14 protein-coding genes and 1 pseudogene are annotated in these 17,234 nt (G+C 67.8%); 7 read left to right on the top strand and 8 right to left on the bottom strand.

Annotated features, from left to right (window positions below; all coding sequences use genetic code 11):
• Positions 1–29: 29 nt before the first annotated feature.
• Positions 30–131 (bottom strand): annotated as a pseudogene (locus CSW59_RS21560) (hypothetical protein); the annotation flags it as partial.
• A gap of 47 nt (positions 132–178) precedes the next feature.
• Between CSW59_RS21560 and CSW59_RS20060 the strand changes: the two are divergent.
• Positions 179–1,204 (top strand): beta-eliminating lyase-related protein, encoded by a 1,026-nt coding sequence (locus CSW59_RS20060; RefSeq protein WP_099445730.1) that lies wholly within the window; start codon positions 179–181, stop codon positions 1,202–1,204.
• A 4-nt stretch (positions 1,205–1,208) separates the two neighbouring features.
• On the opposite strand, the gene CSW59_RS20065 is transcribed toward CSW59_RS20060, so the two are convergent.
• Positions 1,209–1,568, bottom strand: a complete 360-nt coding sequence (locus CSW59_RS20065; RefSeq protein ID WP_099445731.1) for a phage holin family protein — start codon at positions 1,566–1,568, stop codon at positions 1,209–1,211.
• An 88-nt stretch (positions 1,569–1,656) separates the two neighbouring features.
• On the opposite strand from CSW59_RS20065, the gene CSW59_RS20690 reads away from it, so the two are divergent.
• Together CSW59_RS20690 and rpoH are read left to right on the top strand one after the other, a co-directional pair.
• Positions 1,657–1,761, top strand: coding sequence for a hypothetical protein (locus CSW59_RS20690; RefSeq protein WP_143755025.1), 105 nt, complete (start codon positions 1,657–1,659; stop codon positions 1,759–1,761).
• Positions 1,758–2,654 carry an RNA polymerase sigma factor RpoH gene (rpoH, locus tag CSW59_RS20070; protein ID WP_099445732.1) on the top strand — a complete coding sequence of 299 codons (897 nt, stop codon included), beginning with the start codon at positions 1,758–1,760 and terminating at the stop codon, positions 2,652–2,654. Before CSW59_RS20690 ends, rpoH begins: the two co-directional genes overlap by 4 nt.
• Positions 2,655–2,735: 81 nt before the next feature.
• Here the strand turns inward: rpoH and CSW59_RS20075 are convergent, their stop codons facing one another.
• Positions 2,736–4,664 (bottom strand): TonB-dependent receptor domain-containing protein, encoded by a 1,929-nt coding sequence (locus CSW59_RS20075; RefSeq protein WP_099445733.1) that lies wholly within the window; start codon positions 4,662–4,664, stop codon positions 2,736–2,738.
• A gap of 178 nt (positions 4,665–4,842) precedes the next feature.
• On the opposite strand from CSW59_RS20075, the gene CSW59_RS20080 reads away from it, so the two are divergent.
• Both CSW59_RS20080 and CSW59_RS20085 read left to right on the top strand, forming a co-directional pair.
• A complete protein-coding gene (locus CSW59_RS20080; RefSeq protein WP_099445734.1) occupies positions 4,843–5,565 on the top strand; it encodes an alpha/beta fold hydrolase in 723 nt (240 codons plus the stop codon).
• Positions 5,566–5,706: 141 nt separating this feature from the next.
• The gene (locus CSW59_RS20085; RefSeq protein WP_236632281.1) at positions 5,707–8,007 is read left to right on the top strand and encodes a TonB-dependent siderophore receptor; all 2,301 of its coding nucleotides are present in this window, start codon (positions 5,707–5,709) and stop codon (positions 8,005–8,007) included.
• 84 nt (positions 8,008–8,091) lie between these two features.
• On the opposite strand, the gene CSW59_RS20090 is transcribed toward CSW59_RS20085, so the two are convergent.
• From CSW59_RS20090 to CSW59_RS20110, 5 genes are all read right to left on the bottom strand, one after another.
• Complete coding sequence (locus CSW59_RS20090; RefSeq protein ID WP_099445735.1) at positions 8,092–8,904, bottom strand: response regulator transcription factor; 813 nt, start codon at positions 8,902–8,904, stop codon at positions 8,092–8,094.
• Between the two features lie 72 nt (positions 8,905–8,976).
• Positions 8,977–10,698, bottom strand: a complete 1,722-nt coding sequence (locus CSW59_RS20095; RefSeq protein WP_099445736.1) for an ATP-binding protein — start codon at positions 10,696–10,698, stop codon at positions 8,977–8,979.
• Between the two features lie 68 nt (positions 10,699–10,766).
• Positions 10,767–12,449 (bottom strand): ATP-binding protein, encoded by a 1,683-nt coding sequence (locus CSW59_RS20100; RefSeq protein WP_236632283.1) that lies wholly within the window; start codon positions 12,447–12,449, stop codon positions 10,767–10,769.
• A gap of 190 nt (positions 12,450–12,639) precedes the next feature.
• Positions 12,640–13,926: an adenylosuccinate synthase gene (locus tag CSW59_RS20105; RefSeq protein ID WP_099445737.1), complete on the bottom strand. Its 1,287-nt coding sequence runs from the start codon at positions 13,924–13,926 to the stop codon at positions 12,640–12,642.
• A gap of 122 nt (positions 13,927–14,048) precedes the next feature.
• Positions 14,049–14,672 carry an acyloxyacyl hydrolase gene (locus CSW59_RS20110; RefSeq protein WP_099445738.1) on the bottom strand — a complete coding sequence of 208 codons (624 nt, stop codon included), beginning with the start codon at positions 14,670–14,672 and terminating at the stop codon, positions 14,049–14,051.
• Positions 14,673–14,828: 156 nt separating this feature from the next.
• Between CSW59_RS20110 and CSW59_RS20115 the strand changes: the two genes are divergently transcribed.
• Both CSW59_RS20115 and CSW59_RS20120 read left to right on the top strand, forming a co-directional pair.
• On the top strand, positions 14,829–15,806 hold the full coding sequence (locus CSW59_RS20115; protein WP_099445739.1) for a threonine/serine dehydratase: 978 nt from the start codon (positions 14,829–14,831) through the stop codon (positions 15,804–15,806).
• 133 nt (positions 15,807–15,939) lie between these two features.
• Complete coding sequence (locus tag CSW59_RS20120; protein ID WP_099445740.1) at positions 15,940–17,133, top strand: alanine racemase; 1,194 nt, start codon at positions 15,940–15,942, stop codon at positions 17,131–17,133.
• The last annotated feature ends 101 nt before the right edge of the window (positions 17,134–17,234 follow it).

A 17,234-nucleotide genomic window follows, 5' to 3' on the forward strand; every position in this document is an offset into this window, starting at 1 on the left:
GTTATCTCCTCAGCCAATCTTACTTTTCGTCATCCCGGAAGCCACGGAGAGGCTATCCGGGACCCAGGGGCAAGCGGCAATGCAGCGGCCCCTGGGTCCCGGCTCTCCGCTCCGCTGCGGCCGGGATGACAAGGGTTTGTGTCTTCCAATGAGGGGAGCGCGCCCCTATCCAGGGGGCATGACAGCTCCCCGTTTCGACTTCGCCTCGGACAACGTCGCCGGCGCCATGCCCGAGGTCATGGACGCCCTGATCGCCGCTAACGCCGGCACGGCCTCGGGCTATGGGACCGACCATGTCAGCCGCGCGGCGGGAGACCGTATCCGCGCCCTGCTGGACGCCGACGCCGAGGTCCGGTTCACCGCCTCGGGCACGGCCGCCAACGCCTTCGCCCTGACCCTGCTGGCCCAGCCGCACGAGGCGGTGCTGGCGCACGAGCACGCCCACATCTGCACCGACGAGACCGGCGCCCCCGGCTTCTTTGGCCAGGGCGTGGGCCTGATCGGCCTGCCGGGCGCCTCGGGCAAGATCGAGGTCGCGGCGCTGGAGGCGGCGCTGGCGCGGCCAGAAGTGTCCTACAACCAGCCGGCCAACGCTCTGTCGCTGACCACCGCGACCGAGTACGGCACGGTCTATTCGGAAGACCATCTGCGGGCGCTGGTCGCGCCGATGAAGGCCAAGGGCTACGGCGTCCACCTGGACGGCGCGCGCCTGGCCAACGCCGTCGCCGCCGGCTTCGACCTCAAGAGCATCGCCAAGATGGGCGTCGACATTCTGGTGATCGGCGGGACCAAGGCCGGCTCGACCCCGACCGAGGCCGTGGTGCTCCTCAATCCCGACCATGCGCGCCGCCTGGACGCGCGGCTCAAGCACGCGGGACAGCTAGTCTCCAAGGGCCGGTTCCTGGCCGCGCCATGGCTGGGTTTGCTGGGCGAGGACGGTTCGGCCGGCCCCTGGGCAGCCCGCGCGGCCCACGCCAACGCCATGGCCCAAACGCTGGCCGGCCTGATCCCCTTCCCGATCAAGCACCCGGTCGAGGCCAACGGCCTGTTCGTCGAGATGGACGAGCCGACGCTGGAACGCCTGCGTGGCGAAGGCTGGTTCGTCTACCGCTTCCTGGACGGCACGGTGCGCTTCATGTGCTCGTGGGCGACGACGCCGGAAATGGTCGAGGACCTGGGCGCGGCGCTGAAGAAGATCGCCTGAGCGACTAGTCCCGCTCCCTGCTCGTCTTCCCCAGGAAAGCCTGGCCGATCCAGCTGATGACGCCGGTGACGATGGCGACCTGGATGCCCGCCCATAGGCCCGGAACCCTCAGCCCGTCCAGCAACCAGTCGACGATCCCGATCATCGCGGCGTTCACGACCAGCAGGAACAGGCCCAGAGTGACGAGCGTCAGGGGGAAGGTCAGCACCGTGACCACCGGCCGCACCACGGCATTGACGACGCCGAGCAGGAAACCGGCGATGATCAGGGTCTTCCAGCCGTCGGCGGTGACGCCCGGCACGATGCGCGCGGCCAGCCACAGGCCCGCAGCGGCGATCAGGATGCGCAGAACGAAACGGATCATCTCAAGCCCCATTTCCGTTACGGCGCCCATGCGTCCAAACTGTCGCCGCATTCGTACAATATCCCAGCAGGCAACTCGGACATTACAAATGCGTTACTGCTCTTCAACCCGGCGCTTCGTGAACTATCTATCCCCTCGTGTGGGGGATGATCGCGCGCGATTGGCGAGCGGATCCGCACGCAAGGGGATATAGGTACTATGGCCGTGAATTCTCTATCGGTGATGTCGCCGGACGGCGGTCTGTCTCGTTATCTGACCGAGATTCGCAAGTTCCCGATGCTGCCCAAGGACGAGGAGTTCATGCTCGCCCAGCGCTGGAAAGAGCATCAGGACTCCGAAGCCGCCCACAAGATGGTGACGTCGCACCTGCGCCTCGTGGCCAAGATCGCCATGGGCTATCGCGGCTATGGCCTACCGATCGGCGAAGTGATCTCCGAAGGCAATGTCGGCCTGATGCAGGCGGTCAAAAAGTTCGAGCCCGACAAGGGCTTCCGCCTGGCCACCTACGCCATGTGGTGGATCCGCGCCTCGATCCAGGAGTACATCCTGCGCTCGTGGTCGCTGGTGAAGATGGGCACGACCGCCGCGCAGAAGAAGCTGTTCTTCAACCTGCGCAAGGCCAAGAGCCAGATCGCCGCCTTCCAGGAAGGCGATCTGCATCCTGACCAGGTCAGCGCCATCGCCACCAAGCTGGGCGTGCTGGACAGCGAGGTCATCTCGATGAACCGCCGCCTGTCGGGCCCCGACGCCTCGCTGAACGCCCCGCTGCGTTCGGACAGTGAGAGCGAGTGGCAAGACTGGCTGGCCGACGAGGAGCAGGTCTCCCAGGAGACCCGCGTCGCCGAGGACGAGGAAAAGTCGCTGCGGATGTCGCTTCTTGAAGAAGCGATGATCGAACTGACCGACCGCGAGCGCCACATCCTGACCGAGCGCCGCCTAAAGGACGACCCGACCACCCTCGAGGAACTGGCCGCTCAGTACGGCGTCAGCCGCGAGCGCGTTCGCCAGATCGAGGTCCGCGCGTTCGAGAAGCTGCAGAAGACCATGCGCGAGGCGGCGATCGCCAAAAACATGGTCGAGGCCTGACACGATCACGACGCTCCGGCCTCGGAGCGGCGATAACGATCAAGGGAGCGCCGGTCATGGCGCTCCCTTTTTTGTTGGGCCTTAGAAGTCCACGGTCAGGAACAGCGTCGCCGTCCGGGGGGCGTTGACCTCGAAGGCGTTGCTGGCGACCACCTTCCAGTCGAACTTGTCGGTCAGGTTGGTGACCTGGGCGCGCAGCAGGGCCGGCTTGTCGCCGATGTCGAAGCGATAGCGCAGGCCGGCGTCGAAGATCGTCGCGGCCGGCGTGTAGGTGCGGTTCAGCTGGTCCGCGGCGCGGCGGCCGTGGTTGTTGGCCGAAAAGGTCAGCGCCAATCCCTCGACCGGCAGGGCCCAGGTTCCGCTCAGCGTCAGCACACGCGCGGTCTGGCCGACGGGCTCGCGGCCGATCCGCCCTTCGCGCACCGGCGCGCCGGTGACGCGCGGACGCATCAGCACAGCCCCGGCCACCACCGACAGCCCCTCGATGGGCGAGCCGGTCAGGCTGACCTCGACGCCGCGATGGCGCACCGATCCCATCTCGCGGAAGACGTTGGCGTCGTCGGCGGCGAAGTAGGGCTTACGCACCTGGAAGCCGCCCGCCACCAGGCGCAGGTTGCGCGGCAGAACCCAGCGCACGCCAGCGTCCCACTGGTCGGTGATGATCGCCGGCAGGGCCTGGGTGCGGTTGGCGGCGCTGTCGGGGGCCACGCCGCTCTCCTCCAGACCGCGGGTCACGCTGCCGTACAGCGCCAGGCGGCGCGATAGCGTCCACGACGCGGCGGCGTTGTAGAGCCAGGCCGGATCGTGGGCGACGGCGCGGACGCCGTCAGGACGCAGGACGGTCTTGCGATAGTCCGCCCGCTGCAGGCCCACGCTCATCGCCCCATGTCCCCGCCAGCGCAGGTCGTAGGCCAGGCCGCCGGTCCACTGCTCGACCTCGTCCCGCGTGCGGGCGCCCAGGGCGAAGGCCGGCTCGGCGATATCGACGCGATCCTCGACGTGGGTCGCGCCCAGGCTCAGGCTGGCCCCGCCGCCATACAGGCTGTCGCGCTGGCGGCCGCGCAGGGAGGCGTGCAGGGCGTGGGCCCAGTCGCCCGCGACGATCGTTCGGCTGAGCCGGATCTCGCCGCTGGTCGAGACTAGCTTCTGGCGCGGATCGCGGCTGATCCGGCGCAGCGCCGAGCCGTCGGTCTGCACGTTGCTCAGCACGTGAGCGTAGTTCTCGCGCGTATCGTTCACCGAGCGGAAGAGGCCCGCGGCCAGGGTGAAGCCGCCCGGCAGCGTGGCGCGGCTCAGCACGCCGGAGTTCGTCGCGATATTGCGATAGTCCGCCCAGTTCGGACCGGCGTAGCGGCGACGCTCCACGGGCGCGGGCAGGACGCCCGGCGCGGCGACATAAAGGGGCGTGGCTTCGCGGTCCCAGGTGTCGACCCGACTCCAGAACGGCAGGACCAGCAGCTTTTCGGTCGGCCGCCAGCGCGCGGCCAGGGCGTAGGAGCCATAGACCGCGTCGGCGCCGCTGCCGAATTCGTCGTCGAAGCCCGCGATCCCGGCGACCAGGCTCAGCCGATCCGTGACTGGGATCTGGCTGTCGATCTCGATCCGGCCGCCGCCCATGGGGCCGTAGCCGGCGACCAGGCTGACCACGCGGCGATCACCGGCCGGGCGGATGCGGTAGTCGACGATGCCGGTCGGTGCGGGGAACAGATAGTTCTGCGCGGCCAGGCCCACGCGGACCACGTTGCTCTCGACCAGCCGGTCGGTGAACGAGGCCGGGCGGTCCATGTACAGCCCCTCCATCCGGATATTGCCAGCGGTGATCGGCGAGAAGCCCCGAACCTCGCTGCTGCTGTAGAGACCGACCCGCTCATTGCCGATGCTGACGCCAAAGGCGTCCTCGGCCCCGGCCACGGCGTTGTCGTTGACCCGCTGGGCCAAAGCCTCTCCAGGCGCGCCGAGAGCGCAAGCGGCCAGGACGCCCCGCACTGGGGCCAGCTTCAGGAAACGCATAGACAATGTACTCAGGCTTTGGCGGTTGGGCTGGCGGACCAGGGGCGAAGCCCGTTGAGGCCCACCCGCGCCGTTACGGTATAACGTCGCAAATGCAGGATCGCCCCTGACTTGGCAAGACGCAAACCCCGCCATTCGGAACACGAAACACCCGTCCCGCAGATGCTATGAGCGCTCCATGACCACCGCTTCTTCCCTGCCCCAGCTGATCCTGCTGCCCGGCCTGCTCAACGACGCCGAGCTTTGGCGCGACCAGATCAGCGGTCTTTCGGACGTGGCGCGGATCTGGGTTCCGGATCTGACGCCCTACGCCACCCTCCGCGCGATGGCCGAGCACGTGCTGGAAAACGCCGAACCGACCTTCGCCCTGGCCGGCTTCTCGATGGGCGGCTACGTGGCCCAGGACATCGCCCGGATCGCGCCCGAGCGGATCGAGCGCCTGGCCCTGCTGGACACCTCGATCCACGTCGATACGCCAGAGCGCGCCGCCCAGCGCCGGGCCCTGAACAAGGCCGCCGCCAAGGGCGGGACGTTCCTGGGGATCGGCCAGGCCATCCTGAAGTCTTACGTCGACGCCTCGCGCCTGGACGACGTGGCGCTGACCAGCCGCATCGTCGACATGACCCAGCGCCTGGGTCGCGAGGTCTTCCTGCGCCAGAACAGTCTGGAGCGCGAGGACGGCGAGGCGGCGCTGAGGGCGCTGCGGGTTCCGCTGCTGGTCATCGTCGGCGAGACCGACCAGATCACGCCCGCCGAAGGCCACCGCGCCATGGCCGCCGCCATCGGCTGCACGCACTTGGTGGTGATCCCCCGAACCGGCCACATGGCGCCAATGGAGGCCCCCGGCGCGGTCAACGGCGCGCTGAGACATTGGCTGAAGCGACCGGCGGGCAAGCGGTAGCTCCCCACGCCAGCAAACGCGACCTTCAAGATTCTGCAACAAAAACGTCAGCGAAACATCGCGTCTGAAAACTATTCCGACCCCTGAAGCTGTCGAGGCGCGCCTGCTCAAAAAGCGCTCGCGGCCAACGAGGGGATTAGGATGAAGAAGACCATGCTCTTCGCGCTGGCGGCGCTCGCGCCGCTGGCCCTGGCGTCAGCCGCGATAGCGGCGCCCGAAAACGCTATGGCCGACGCGCCGATCGCCACAGCCGACGAGCCGACCCTGGCCTCGGCGGTCGTGGTCCAGGCTAAGATCGCCTATCGCAATCGCAGCGAATCGACCGCGCCGGTCCTCGACTACGGCCTCGACTACTTCCAGCGCTTCGAACCGTTGACCGTCGGCGACGCCCTCAAGCGCGTGCCCAGCGTGTCGTTCCTGTCGGACGTGCTGGAGTCGGATGGCGTGCGCTTGCGCGGCCTCGACCCGGCCTACACTCAGATTCTGATCAACGGCGAGAAGGTCCCCGGCTCGGGCTCCAGCTCGGGCTCGTTCGGCAACGGCGCTGATCAAGCCTTCTTCGTCGACCGCATTCCGGCCGAGCTGATAGACCACATCGAGATCGTCCGCAGCAGCAGCGCCAATCGCAGCGGCGACGCCGTCGCCGGCGCCTTGAACATTGTGCTGCGCGACGCCCTTGCGCTGGACGGCGGCTATGTTCGCGTCGGCGCCCTGCGCTTTGACGACAAGCGCGTGCGCGAGGTGATCGGCGCGGTGTGGGGCGGCCAGGTTGGTCCGGGCCGGCTGCTGGTCGGCGCCAATGTTCAAGGTCGCCGCAACCCCAAGGAAAAGCTCAGCCTGCGCTACGACGAGCCGGGCGCCAGCCTGAACAACAACGAGATACAGAGCGACGTCCGCAACGGCACCGACAGTTCGTTCAACATCGCCTATGACGTACCGGTCGGCCCAGGCCAGCTGTCGGTGAACGGCTTCTATGTTCACACCGATCGCTACCAGAACGAGGACTCGATCGAGTACAATGACGGCGTCCAGACCAACGCCAAGCTGTCGACCATCAATGACAACGACGTCGACATCCAGCAGGACAGCTACGCGCTGAACGGCAAGTACAAGTTCCCGATGGCGGGCGGCGAAACCAGCATCAAGCTGGGCTACGCGACCTTCCAGAACGACGAGTACGAGTTCGAGTACGAGACCGAGTACCTGCGCGACTCCACGCCGTTCCCCGACGGCGACCGCTTCACCGGCGACCGCGCCAAGACCCGCATCACCGACGATGAGGTCACAGCCAAGCTGGAGCACAAGCGCGAGCTGACCGCCGGAACTGATCTGGAGTTCGGCGTCCAGTACGAAGGCAAGCGCCGCGACTCGCGCGTCAGCGAGGTTCCCCGCAACCGCTACAACCTGCCGTCCGCGAACCCGCCGGCCTACAAGCCGTTCGAGATCACCAGCAAGGCGCGACTGGAGCAGACCCGGGTCGACCCCTACGTCATGCTGTCGGGCCGCTCGAACGGCGTGAAATGGGAAGCGGGCCTGCGCTACGAGACGACCGACGTGACGGTCCAGGACTTCGTGATCAACGAAAAGACCGAGAAGGACTACAGCGTCCTGCTGCCATCGGCCTCGGTCCGCTACAACCTGACCAACGCCGACCAAGTCTACGCCTCGGTCGCCCGCACCGTGCGCCGGCCCAGCTTCCAGTTCCTCTCGCCAGTCACGCTGGAAGAAGAGCTGGGCGACAACGACTTCCGCGGCGATCCCACCCTTGAGCCGGAAAAGGCCTGGGGCTTGGACGTCGGCTACGAGCGCCGAATGGGCCGCGACGGCGTCTTCGGCGTCAATCTGTTCTATCGCGACATCAAGGACCTGATCGAGATCTACAACACCGGCGCGGCGGGTTCAGCCAACGATCCGCCGGATGACGTCACCTGGATTTACTCGGCCCGCAACACCGGCGATGGCAAGGTGTACGGGATCGAGTTCGACCTCTCGACGCCGCTGTCGTTCATCGGCTTGGACAACACCGGCGTGTTCCTGAACTACTCCTATCTCGACAGCGAGGTCAGCGATGAGTTCGGCAAGCGTCGCTTCAACAGCCAGGCGGAGTCGGTGTTCAACGTCGGCTTCATCCAGGACATCCCGACCTTCGGGGCCGCCTTCGGCATGACCTATCGCAAGCAGGGCGAGGCCTATAGCCGCGTCGTCGGCGAGGAAGTGACCACCACCTATGGCGCGGACCTGGAGGCCTTCATCGAAAAGCGCATCGGCAAGAATATGGTCGTTCGCCTGACGGGCTCGAACCTGCTCGACGCCGACAAGAAAGAGACCTTCAACAAGTTCACCACCATCACCAACCAAATCGACCGCTCGTTCGACGAATACGAGTTGGAGCGAGAAAAGGCCGGCCCAGTGGTGCAGCTGACCGCGCGCATGGCGTTCTAAAGTCTCTTCGCTGTCTGAACACGAGGAAGGCGGCGCTCAACGGGCGCCGCCTTCTTTCGTTTGGGCGCCTGGGAAAGGGTCAGATCAGGCCGCCCGTCCCTTGTCGTCCGCCGCCATGAAACCCATCACCGCGTCGATGCGCTTGATCAGGTCAGCGCGTCCGCCGGAACCGGCGAGAACGGCCTGGGTGCAGGTTGTGAGGGCGGCGGCGGCCTGGATCAGACGGCTGTCCTTCACCGCCTCGCCGACACGACGCAGCTCCTCGGCCTGGGCGGCCAGGGCCCGGCGAGCCTGGGCCGGATCGCTGTCCAACGCCGCGGCGGCCGACTTGACGATGCGAAGGGCCTGGGAAAGACGCGCGGCCGGCGTGGCGGCGGCGTCGGCCTTGCGCTTGCGAGGCCCACGATAATCGGCGGAATTGAACCGGCGGCGGTCAGGGCCGACATAGCCCACGCCCTCGACCCAGTCGCGCGGCTTCAGGGTCACAGCTTCGAGCCGACGCTCCAGGTCCTTGATGTTGAATGGCTTGCGCATGAACTCGTGCACGCCGGCGTCGCGAGCGCCGAAGATGACGTCGGCGGTGGCGTCGGTGGCGCACATGATGATCGGCGCCTCGCGGCAGGTCAGATCGCCGCGGCGAATCTTGCGCGTGAAGGCCAGGCCGTCGACGCCCGCCTGGGCATGCTCGACGAAGATCAGCTGGGGATCGAGCGCGCAGGCCATGGCGTAGCCCTTCTCGGCCGTCGGGGCCGAGAACATGTCGACCGCCCCCAGCGGGCGCATGTGCTCGGCCAAGAGGCGCGCCATGGCGGGGTTCGGGTCGACGACCAGAACCCGCTGCACCTTGGCGGCGACACGCTGGAGAGTGCGGACGTTGCCGTCGAACACGAAACCCAAGCTCCCTGAAAGAGGGCGCAATCCTGGGGGCAGAACGTTAAGAATCCGCTCGCCAAGCCCAGGGGCGTCAGGTCAGGTCAGTCTTGGGCCACGCGCGATCGCCCCTGCCGACGACAGCCGCGCCACCGTCGCCAGGAGGCCCGCCGGCGCGATCGGCTTGGGATGGGCGTCGTCGAAGCCTTGGGCCAACAGGCGCTCGGCGTCGCCCACCATGGCGTCGGCGGTCAAGGCCACGACCGGCATGTCGACCCGACCGCCCTCGCCCGACCGGATCCTGCGCACGGCCTCAACGCCGTCCATCACCGGCATGTGGACGTCCATCAGCACCAGGTCGAAGGGCTCGGCCCCCAGCCGCGCCAAGGCCGCCCGCCCATCTCCGACGGCGGAAACCTCGATGCCCGCGGACTCCAGCACCGCGCGAGCGACCACCTGGTTGACGGTGTTGTCGTCGACGACCAGCACCCGCAACCCTTCTAGACCGGGTGAGGCGGCCTGCGGGTCCTGCCCCCCGGAAAGCTCGTCCACCGCTGGCAGAGCCAGACGGACGGTGAAGGTCGATCCCTGGCCCGGCGCGCTCTGAGCGCCGATCGTCCCGTCCATCAACTGGGCCAGCTGACGGCAGATGGCGAGGCCAAGGCCCGTGCCTCCGAACCGACGGGCGGTCGAGCGATCGCCCTGGACGAACGGCGTAAACAGGCGCGCCTGCTGCTCGGCGCTGAGCCCGATTCCCGTATCGGCCACCGACAGGACGATCTTGCCCACCTCGTCCGGCATGATCCGGATGCGCACCTGGCCCGCCTCGGTGAATTTCAGGGCGTTGGACAACAGGTTCAGCAGGATCTGGCGAACGCGGGCCGCGTCGCCCAGCAACCAGGCCGGCGTGGCCGGATCGACGTCCAGCGCAAGGTCGATTCCCTTGGCCCTGGCCGTCTCGCTCCACAGCAGGCGGGTCTGGGCCGCAAGCGCGCGGATATCGAACGGCGCGATGTCCAGATCCAGCTTGCCCGCCTCGATCTTGGACAGGTCCAGGACGTCGTTGAGGATGGTCATCAGGCTGTCGCCCGACTGGATGATCATGTCGACATATTCGGCCTGCCTGGGGTCCAGACGGGTTTCGCCAAGCGCGTGGGCCAAGCCCAGCACGCCGTTCATGGGCGTGCGCAACTCATGACTCATCATCGCCAGGAAGGCGGATTTGGACCGACTGGCCTCTTGCGCCTCGGCCTGGGCGCGCTCGAGCGCCTGGGCGTTCTCCCGCAGCAGACGGACGGCGTCCATGGTGAAGCCAAACACGCCGACGATCACCACCGCGACGACAATGTACTCCCACGCCTTCCAGTGCTGGGAGGTCAAGGCCGCGAAAACCAGGGCCGCGAACGGGGGCGGCGCCAGGGCCAGCAGCATGGTCCGGCTGACGGCCGCGTGTTTCAGCCCCTCGATCAACAGGCCAAACATCAGCATCAGGGCGGCGAACTTCAGGCCCGACGAGCCGTGGATCCAGAAGAGGCAGGCCACGATGGACCAGACCGTGCTGAACAGCGCCCCCAGCCCCAGCCTCCGGATCAGCGGAAAGCGCCGCTCGGAGGCGGGCCGGAACTGCACCTTGAGCAGGATCATCAGGCCTTCCAGCCCTGCGCTGACCAGGATCCATGCCAGCAGGGCGTAAGGTCCGAAGCGATAAGCGATCAGCGTGGCGACCAGCGCCGTCATACCCAGGCGCACGGCCGTGCCCCGTCGGCCCATCTCAAGCGAGGCGCCGTCAACCCCGTCGTTGAGAAACTCACGAAAACTCACGCGTCGCCCCCGACTTGGCCGATAACGCAGCCATAACAGGATTCCCGCGCCGACCGTTACGAAGGTCGTCAGGCGGTGGCGCCGCCCACGCGTCGGAGCTCTGGCGCTTTCGGAGCCAGGATCGTCAGTTGAGCCACGATCATCAACAACTCGGTCGGGCGGATCGGCTTGGGATGGGCGTCGTCGAAGCCCTGGGCCACGAGGCGCTCGGCGTCGCCGACCATGGCGTCTGCGGTCAGGGCCACGATGGGCATGTCGGCGCGGCCCGCCTCGCCGGCCCGAATGCGGCGCACCGCCTCGATCCCGTCCATCACCGGCATGTGCACGTCCATCAGCACCAGATCGAACGGCTCGTCCCTTAGGCGTTCCAGCGCCGCGCCACCGTCGTCGGCGGTCAGGACCGCCACCCCCACCGACTCCAGAACAGCCCGCGCCACCATCTGGTTGACGACGTTGTCGTCCACCACCAGCACCCGCACGCCGCCGAAATCTAGTCCCTCGGACTCCTCGGTCTGGGGCGGGCTCGGCTTTTCGGCCATCGCCAGCGGCAGGCTCACGGTGAAGGTCGAGCCTTCGCCAGGCGCGCTCTGGACCGTGACCTCTCCGCCCATCAGCTCCGCCAGATGCCGGCAGATCGTCAGGCCAAGGCCGGTGCCGCCGAAGCGGCGGGCGATCGAGCGGTCGCCCTGGACAAACGGAGAGAACAGGCGGGCCCGCTGTTCCTGCGTCATGCCGACACCGGTGTCGGAGACAGTTAAAGCAACACCCTCGCCAGCCGGGGCGACCCGCACGGTCACGGCGCCCTCGTCGGTGAACTTCAGCGCGTTGGAGATCAGGTTCAGCAGAATCTGCCGCACCCGCGCGACGTCCCCTATCACCCAGGCCGGAGTGGCGGGATCAATTTCGAGCCTCAGCTCCAAACCCTTCTCCCGCGCCGTCTCGCTCCACATCACCCCGGTCTGGTCGACGAGGTCGCGCAGGTCGAACGGCGAGATGTCCAGCTCCAGCTTGCCGGCCTCGATCTTGGACAGATCGAGGATGTCGTTGAGGATCGTCATCAGGCCCTGGCCCGACTTCTCGATCATCTCCAGATAGCGGGCGTGGCGCGGCTCAAGGCGCGCGCCCCGCAGAGCATGGGTAAGGCCCAGCACCCCATTCATCGGCGTTCGCAGTTCATGGCTCATCATCGCCAGGAAGGCGGACTTGGCCTCGCTGGCTTCCAGCGCCGCGCTCTGGGCCTCCTCCAGGGCCTTGCTGTTCGCCCGCAACTGCTGGGCGGCGTCCAGCATGTAGAACAGGAGGCCGGCGACGGTGACCAGGACAACGCACCATTCCCAATTGCGACTGCCGACCTCGACCAGGGGCGCGGCCAGCAAGGCGATGAAAGGCGGCGGCGCGATGAACAGCATGGCGCCCCGGCTGATCGCCCCATAGCGGATGGTCTCGACGATCAGGCCGAACAGGACCAGCAACGCGGTGAACTTCAGCGCCAGCGCACCGTTGATCCAAAGGAAGCAGGCCATCGCCGACCAGACCACGCTGAAGCTGATCGGCGTCCCAAGCCTGACCAGCAGGTTCCAGCGGTCCTCCGAGCGCGGTTTGATGTGTCGCCGCAGGTATTCGATCCAGCCCTCCAGCACGACGTTGACCGCGCACCAGATCAGCGCCGGACGCCAGCCGAACTGGGCCAGCAACAGGCCAGCCGCCAGAAGCGCGACCACGATACGCGCGAACCGGCTGCGCTGGCTCATCGCCAGCGTGGCGCCCTCCCGGCCATCTTCAAGCAGTTCACGCAGCCCCACCGCGTCCCCCAACGCAGAAACTAAAGGAGATGGTAGGCGTCAGAAAGGTTCACCAAGCTTTACCACGGGAAGTAATCCCGTGGCGTTTGCTGCTTGATCTGACTCGAAGACTTGAGCCCAGGCGCTTTACTGAGGCGCTCTATCCCTGAAACGGGTCGCGCATCAGAATCGTGTCGTCGCGCTCGGGGCTGGTCGACAGTAGGGCCACGGGCGCGCCGATCAGTTCCTCGACACGGCGGACATACTTGATGGCCTTGGCGTTGAGGTCCTTGAACGAGCGGGCGCCGGCGGTGCTTTCGCTCCAGCCTTCCAGCTCCTCGTAGACGGGCGTGGCGGCGGCCTGGTCGCGCAGGCCTGCGGGCAGGTAGTCCAGCACCTTGTCGCCGATCTTGTAGCCGACGCAGATCTTCAGGGTTTCCAAGCCGTCCAGCACGTCCAGCTTGGTCAGGGCCACGCCGTGGATGCCGTTGATGGCCACCGACTGGCGCACCAGCACTGAGTCGAACCAGCCGCAGCGGCGAGCGCGGCCGGTGTTGACGCCGACCTCGCGGCCGACGGTCGACAGGTGCTTGCCGACCTCGTCGAACAGCTCGGCCGGGAACGGGCCTTCGCCCACACGGGTGGTGTAGGCCTTGACGATGCCCAGCACGTAGCCCGTCGCCGAGGGGCCCATGCCCGAGCCGGCCGAGGCCTGGCCCGCCGCCGTGTTGGACGAGGTCACAAAGGGATAGGTGCCGTGGTCGACGTCCAGCAGCGAGCCTTGCGCGCCCTCGAACAGGATGCGGCGGCCGGCCTTGTAGGCTTGGTCCAGCACCCGCCAGGCCGGCTGCGCGTAAGACAGGATGCGCGGCGCCAGTTCCATCAGGGCGTCGAACAGCTCCTGCGCGTTCGCCTCGGGCAGGCCAAGGCCGCGACGCAGGGCGCCGTGGTGAGCCAGCAAGCGGTCGATCTTGGGCTTCAGGGCCTCCGGATCAGCCAGGTCGGCGACGCGGATGGCGCGGCGGCCGACCTTGTCCTCATAGGCCGGCCCGATGCCGCGACCGGTGGTGCCGATCTTCTGGGTCGAGGCCGCCTCGCGCGCCTGGTCCAGGTCCTTGTGCAGCGGCAGGATCAGGCAGGCGTTGTCGGCCAGGATCAAGAGGTCCGGCGTGATGGCCACGCCCTGGTCGGCGATCTTGTCGATCTCGGTCAGCAGGTGCCACGGGTCGACCACGACGCCATTGCCGATCACCGACAGCTTGCCCTGCACGACGCCCGAGGGCAGCAGGGCCAGCTTGTAGACCTTGCCGTCCACCACCAGCGTGTGGCCGGCGTTGTGGCCGCCCTGGAAGCGCACCACGACATCGGCGCGGTTGCTGAGCCAGTCGACGATCTTGCCCTTGCCCTCGTCGCCCCACTGGGCGCCGACAACGGTCACGTTGGCCATGGTTGAGATATGCCTTGTCGCCTGCCGGGTGACGTCGCGGGGTCCTTCGACAGGACTCGACCCCGAACGTTTCTCAGATTTTCGGCGGCGCCGCGCGAACCGTCATCCGGCCCTTCGCGAAGTCAGAAGGCGTAAACCAGTCGGACCCCTGCGTCGTCAAGCCCCTGGTTCTTGCCCTGGTGGAAGATCTGGCCGTTCGACAGGTGGGTGTAGGACAGCTCGACCGACACGCGGTCGTTGACCTGATAGCCTAGAGCCAGCTCCGGCTCGAACAGCACGCGCGAGCCGAACTCGATGCGGTTGTAGTAGAGCCAGGTGCGGCGGGCCCGCTCCTCGGGCGTCAAGTTCGGGGCGTTGGCGGGCGGCAGCTTGGCCTTGCCGTCGGTATAGGCCAGGCCCAGGCCCGGACGCAGATAGAAGCCGCCCTTCTGGCCCAGCTCGACCTTCCAGTTGAAGCCGGTCGCCACGAAGTTCGAGGTGTTCTCGCTGTTGATCGACACCATGGCGTGGACCTGCGGCTTGCCCAGCCAGGTCAGGTTTTGAAGCTTGTCGGTGCGATAGCCTAGATGGACGTCGAACCCGTCCTCCCGCCCGGCGGCCCCCAGGCCCACGGCGCTGCCAATGAAGGTGACGTCGTGCTTGTAGACGCCGACAAAAGCCTCTCCGGCGAAAGCGGGCGCGGCGAAAGCCAGCGCGGCGACGCCGAGCGAAAGGCGGGCCGCGGAGGCCAAGAAGGCGGTCTTCATCGAGTCGTCCTGAATTGAGCCCCCGGCGGCTCTTATGTCGTGAACGGCGAAGCTCGCAAAGGGTTTCGCCCTGTTACAGCGCAACAACGCCGCTGGGAGGCTCAAATGGGGCGCATGGCTTCAAAAGCCAGCACTGCCCCCTTAGAACTTCGCCGCATGACCATCACCCTCGCCGATATCCAAGCCGCCGCCCAGCGCCTGAAGGGCCTGGCCGTCGAAACGCCGCTGATCGAAAGCCCCGCGCTGGACGACCGCCTGGGCGGCCGGATCTTCCTCAAGCCCGAGACCCTGCAGCGGGCCGGAGCCTTCAAGTTCCGGGGCGCCTACAATCGTCTCAGCCAACTGACCGACGAGGAGAAGTCGCGCGGGGTCGTGGCCTTCTCGTCCGGCAACCACGCCCAGGGCGTGGCGCTGGCGGCCCAGCTGATCGGCTGTCCGGCCCTGATCGTCATGCCGTCGGACTCGCCCGCCGTGAAGGTCGAGGGCACGCGCGGCTTCGGCGCCGAGATTCGCTTCTACGATCGCTTCACCGAGGACCGCATCGCCATCGCCGACCAGATCGCGGCCGAGCGCGGCTGCGTCGTGGTCCCGTCCTATGACGACCCGCACATCATGGCCGGCCAAGGCACGCTGGGGATCGAGATCGTCGAGCAGGCCGCCGCGCGGGGTGCGACACTCGACACCCTGGTCTGCTGCGTCGGCGGCGGCGGCCTGATGGCGGGAACCTCGACGGCGGTGAAGGCCCTCTCACCCGCCACCGCGATCTGGGGCGTCGAGCCCGCCGGCTTCGACGAGACCCGCCGCTCGCTGGAGAGCGGCCGGCGCGAGACCATCGACAAGGACGCCCGCTCGTTCTGCGACGCCCTGCTGACCCCGATCCCCGGCGAACTGACCTGGCCGATCAACCAGCGCAATCTCGCCGGCGGCGTGGCGGTCACGGACGCCGAGGTCGCCGAAGCCATGCGCTACGCCTTCTCGGTCCTGAAACTGGTGGTCGAGCCCGGCGGCTGCGTGGCCCTGGCCGCGGCGCTGGCGGGAAAGGTGGATCTGAAGGGCAAGACGGCGGCGATCGTGCTGTCGGGGGGGAATGTCGATCCGGGGTTGTTCGCCCAGGTTTTGAGCGGTCAAATCTAGCTCATAAAAGGTGTCATCCCGGGCGGAACGCAGCGCAGACCCGGGACCGCCACAAAAGCAGAGCTTCCGGCGGTCCCGGCTCGGCGCGCTCCGCGCTTGGCCGGGATGACAGTCGGTAGCGAGGGGAGAACACATGAACCTGCCACCCGCCACCGCCCTCCCCCAAACACCCCTCCTCGTCGTCGATCGCGCCGCGCTGATGCGCAACATCGACCGCATGCAGGCCCTGTGCGACGCCGCCGGCGTGCGCCTGCGCGCCCACGGCAAGACTCACAAGTGCTCCACCCTGGGCCGGCTGATCGTCGAGCGGGGCGCCGTCGGCCTGTGCTGCCAGACCGTGGGCGAGGCCGAGGCCTATGTGGCCGGCGGGATCAAGGACGTACTGGTCACCGCCCCGGTCCCGGCCTGGGGTCCGCCGCGCTTGGCGGCCCTGGCCAAGCCCGGCGTGACGGTCGGGGCCGTGGTCGATGACGAGGACCAGATCGACCGGCTGTCGGACGCCGCCGTCGCCGCCGGCGTCACGCTGGACGTCGTGATCGACCTCGACCTCGGCACCCATCGCGCCGGCGTCTATCCGCAAGATGCCCTGGCCCTGGCTCGCGCCGCCAACGCCGCGCCGGGCGCGCGCTTCGCCGGGATCCAGGCCTATCTCGGCCATCTGCAGCACCTGGACGACGGGCCCTTGCGCAAGTCCGCCGACGAGGCCGCCTTCGCCACGCTGAAGGCCCTGGTCGCCGCGCTGACCGCCGCTGGCCTGCCCCCGCCGGTGTTGACGGGCGGCGGCACCGGAACCCACGCCTTCGACCTGGCCTCGGGCGTCTTCACCGAGCTGCAGGCCGGCTCCTACGCGGTAATGGACGTCGAGTACGACGCCTGTGGCGCGCCGGGCGGCGGGGTCTGGCCGTTCGAGCCGGCGCTGTTCGTCGCTTCCACCGTGGTCTCGGCCCGCCACAAGAGCCACGTCGTCTGCGACGCCGGCTTCAAGGCCATGTCGATGGACGGCCCGCCAGCCCGCGTCGTGTCTGGCGCGGCGCCCGGCTCCCTATGGCGGCCGATGGGCGACGAGCACGGCATGATCGCCCACCCGGCGACCTTCGACGTGCTGAAGGCCGCCGGTCGCGACCCGCTTGGCTTCGACAAGGCGGTGTCCGCCGCCGACGCCGATGACGCCCGCGCCTGGCCCGCCGACGCACCCCAGGTCGGCGAGGTCGTCTGGCTGCAACCCGGCCACTGCGACCCGACCATCAACCTCTACGACGCGCTGCACGTCTGGGATGGCGAGCGACTGGAACGCTGGGCGGTGGATGGGCGGCGGGTGAGCACCTGACTCGCCCCCTCCGCGCTTCGCGCTCCTCCCCCAGAGGGGGAAGAAGGACGCGCGCCTTCCGCCCCCTCTGGGGGCGGACGACCGCGAAGCGGTCAGGTGGG

Source organism: Caulobacter sp. BP25 (genome assembly GCF_002737755.1).
Classification (GTDB): domain Bacteria; phylum Pseudomonadota; class Alphaproteobacteria; order Caulobacterales; family Caulobacteraceae; genus Caulobacter.

Coding starts and splice junctions, on each gene's coding strand:
- CSW59_RS20060 (WP_099445730.1), top strand. CDS start 179: ATGACAGCTCCCCGTTTCGACTTCGCCTCGGACAACGTCGCCGGCGCC.
- CSW59_RS20120 (WP_099445740.1), top strand. CDS start 15,940: ATGAACCTGCCACCCGCCACCGCCCTCCCCCAAACACCCCTCCTCGTC.
- CSW59_RS20100 (WP_236632283.1), bottom strand. CDS start 12,449: ATGAGCCAGCGCAGCCGGTTCGCGCGTATCGTGGTCGCGCTTCTGGCG.
- CSW59_RS20105 (WP_099445737.1), bottom strand. CDS start 13,926: ATGGCCAACGTGACCGTTGTCGGCGCCCAGTGGGGCGACGAGGGCAAG.
- CSW59_RS20110 (WP_099445738.1), bottom strand. CDS start 14,672: ATGAAGACCGCCTTCTTGGCCTCCGCGGCCCGCCTTTCGCTCGGCGTC.
- CSW59_RS20690 (WP_143755025.1), top strand. CDS start 1,657: ATGCGTTACTGCTCTTCAACCCGGCGCTTCGTGAACTATCTATCCCCT.
- CSW59_RS20115 (WP_099445739.1), top strand. CDS start 14,829: ATGACCATCACCCTCGCCGATATCCAAGCCGCCGCCCAGCGCCTGAAG.
- CSW59_RS20080 (WP_099445734.1), top strand. CDS start 4,843: ATGACCACCGCTTCTTCCCTGCCCCAGCTGATCCTGCTGCCCGGCCTG.
- CSW59_RS20075 (WP_099445733.1), bottom strand. CDS start 4,664: ATGCGTTTCCTGAAGCTGGCCCCAGTGCGGGGCGTCCTGGCCGCTTGC.
- CSW59_RS20085 (WP_236632281.1), top strand. CDS start 5,707: ATGAAGAAGACCATGCTCTTCGCGCTGGCGGCGCTCGCGCCGCTGGCC.
- CSW59_RS20065 (WP_099445731.1), bottom strand. CDS start 1,568: ATGATCCGTTTCGTTCTGCGCATCCTGATCGCCGCTGCGGGCCTGTGG.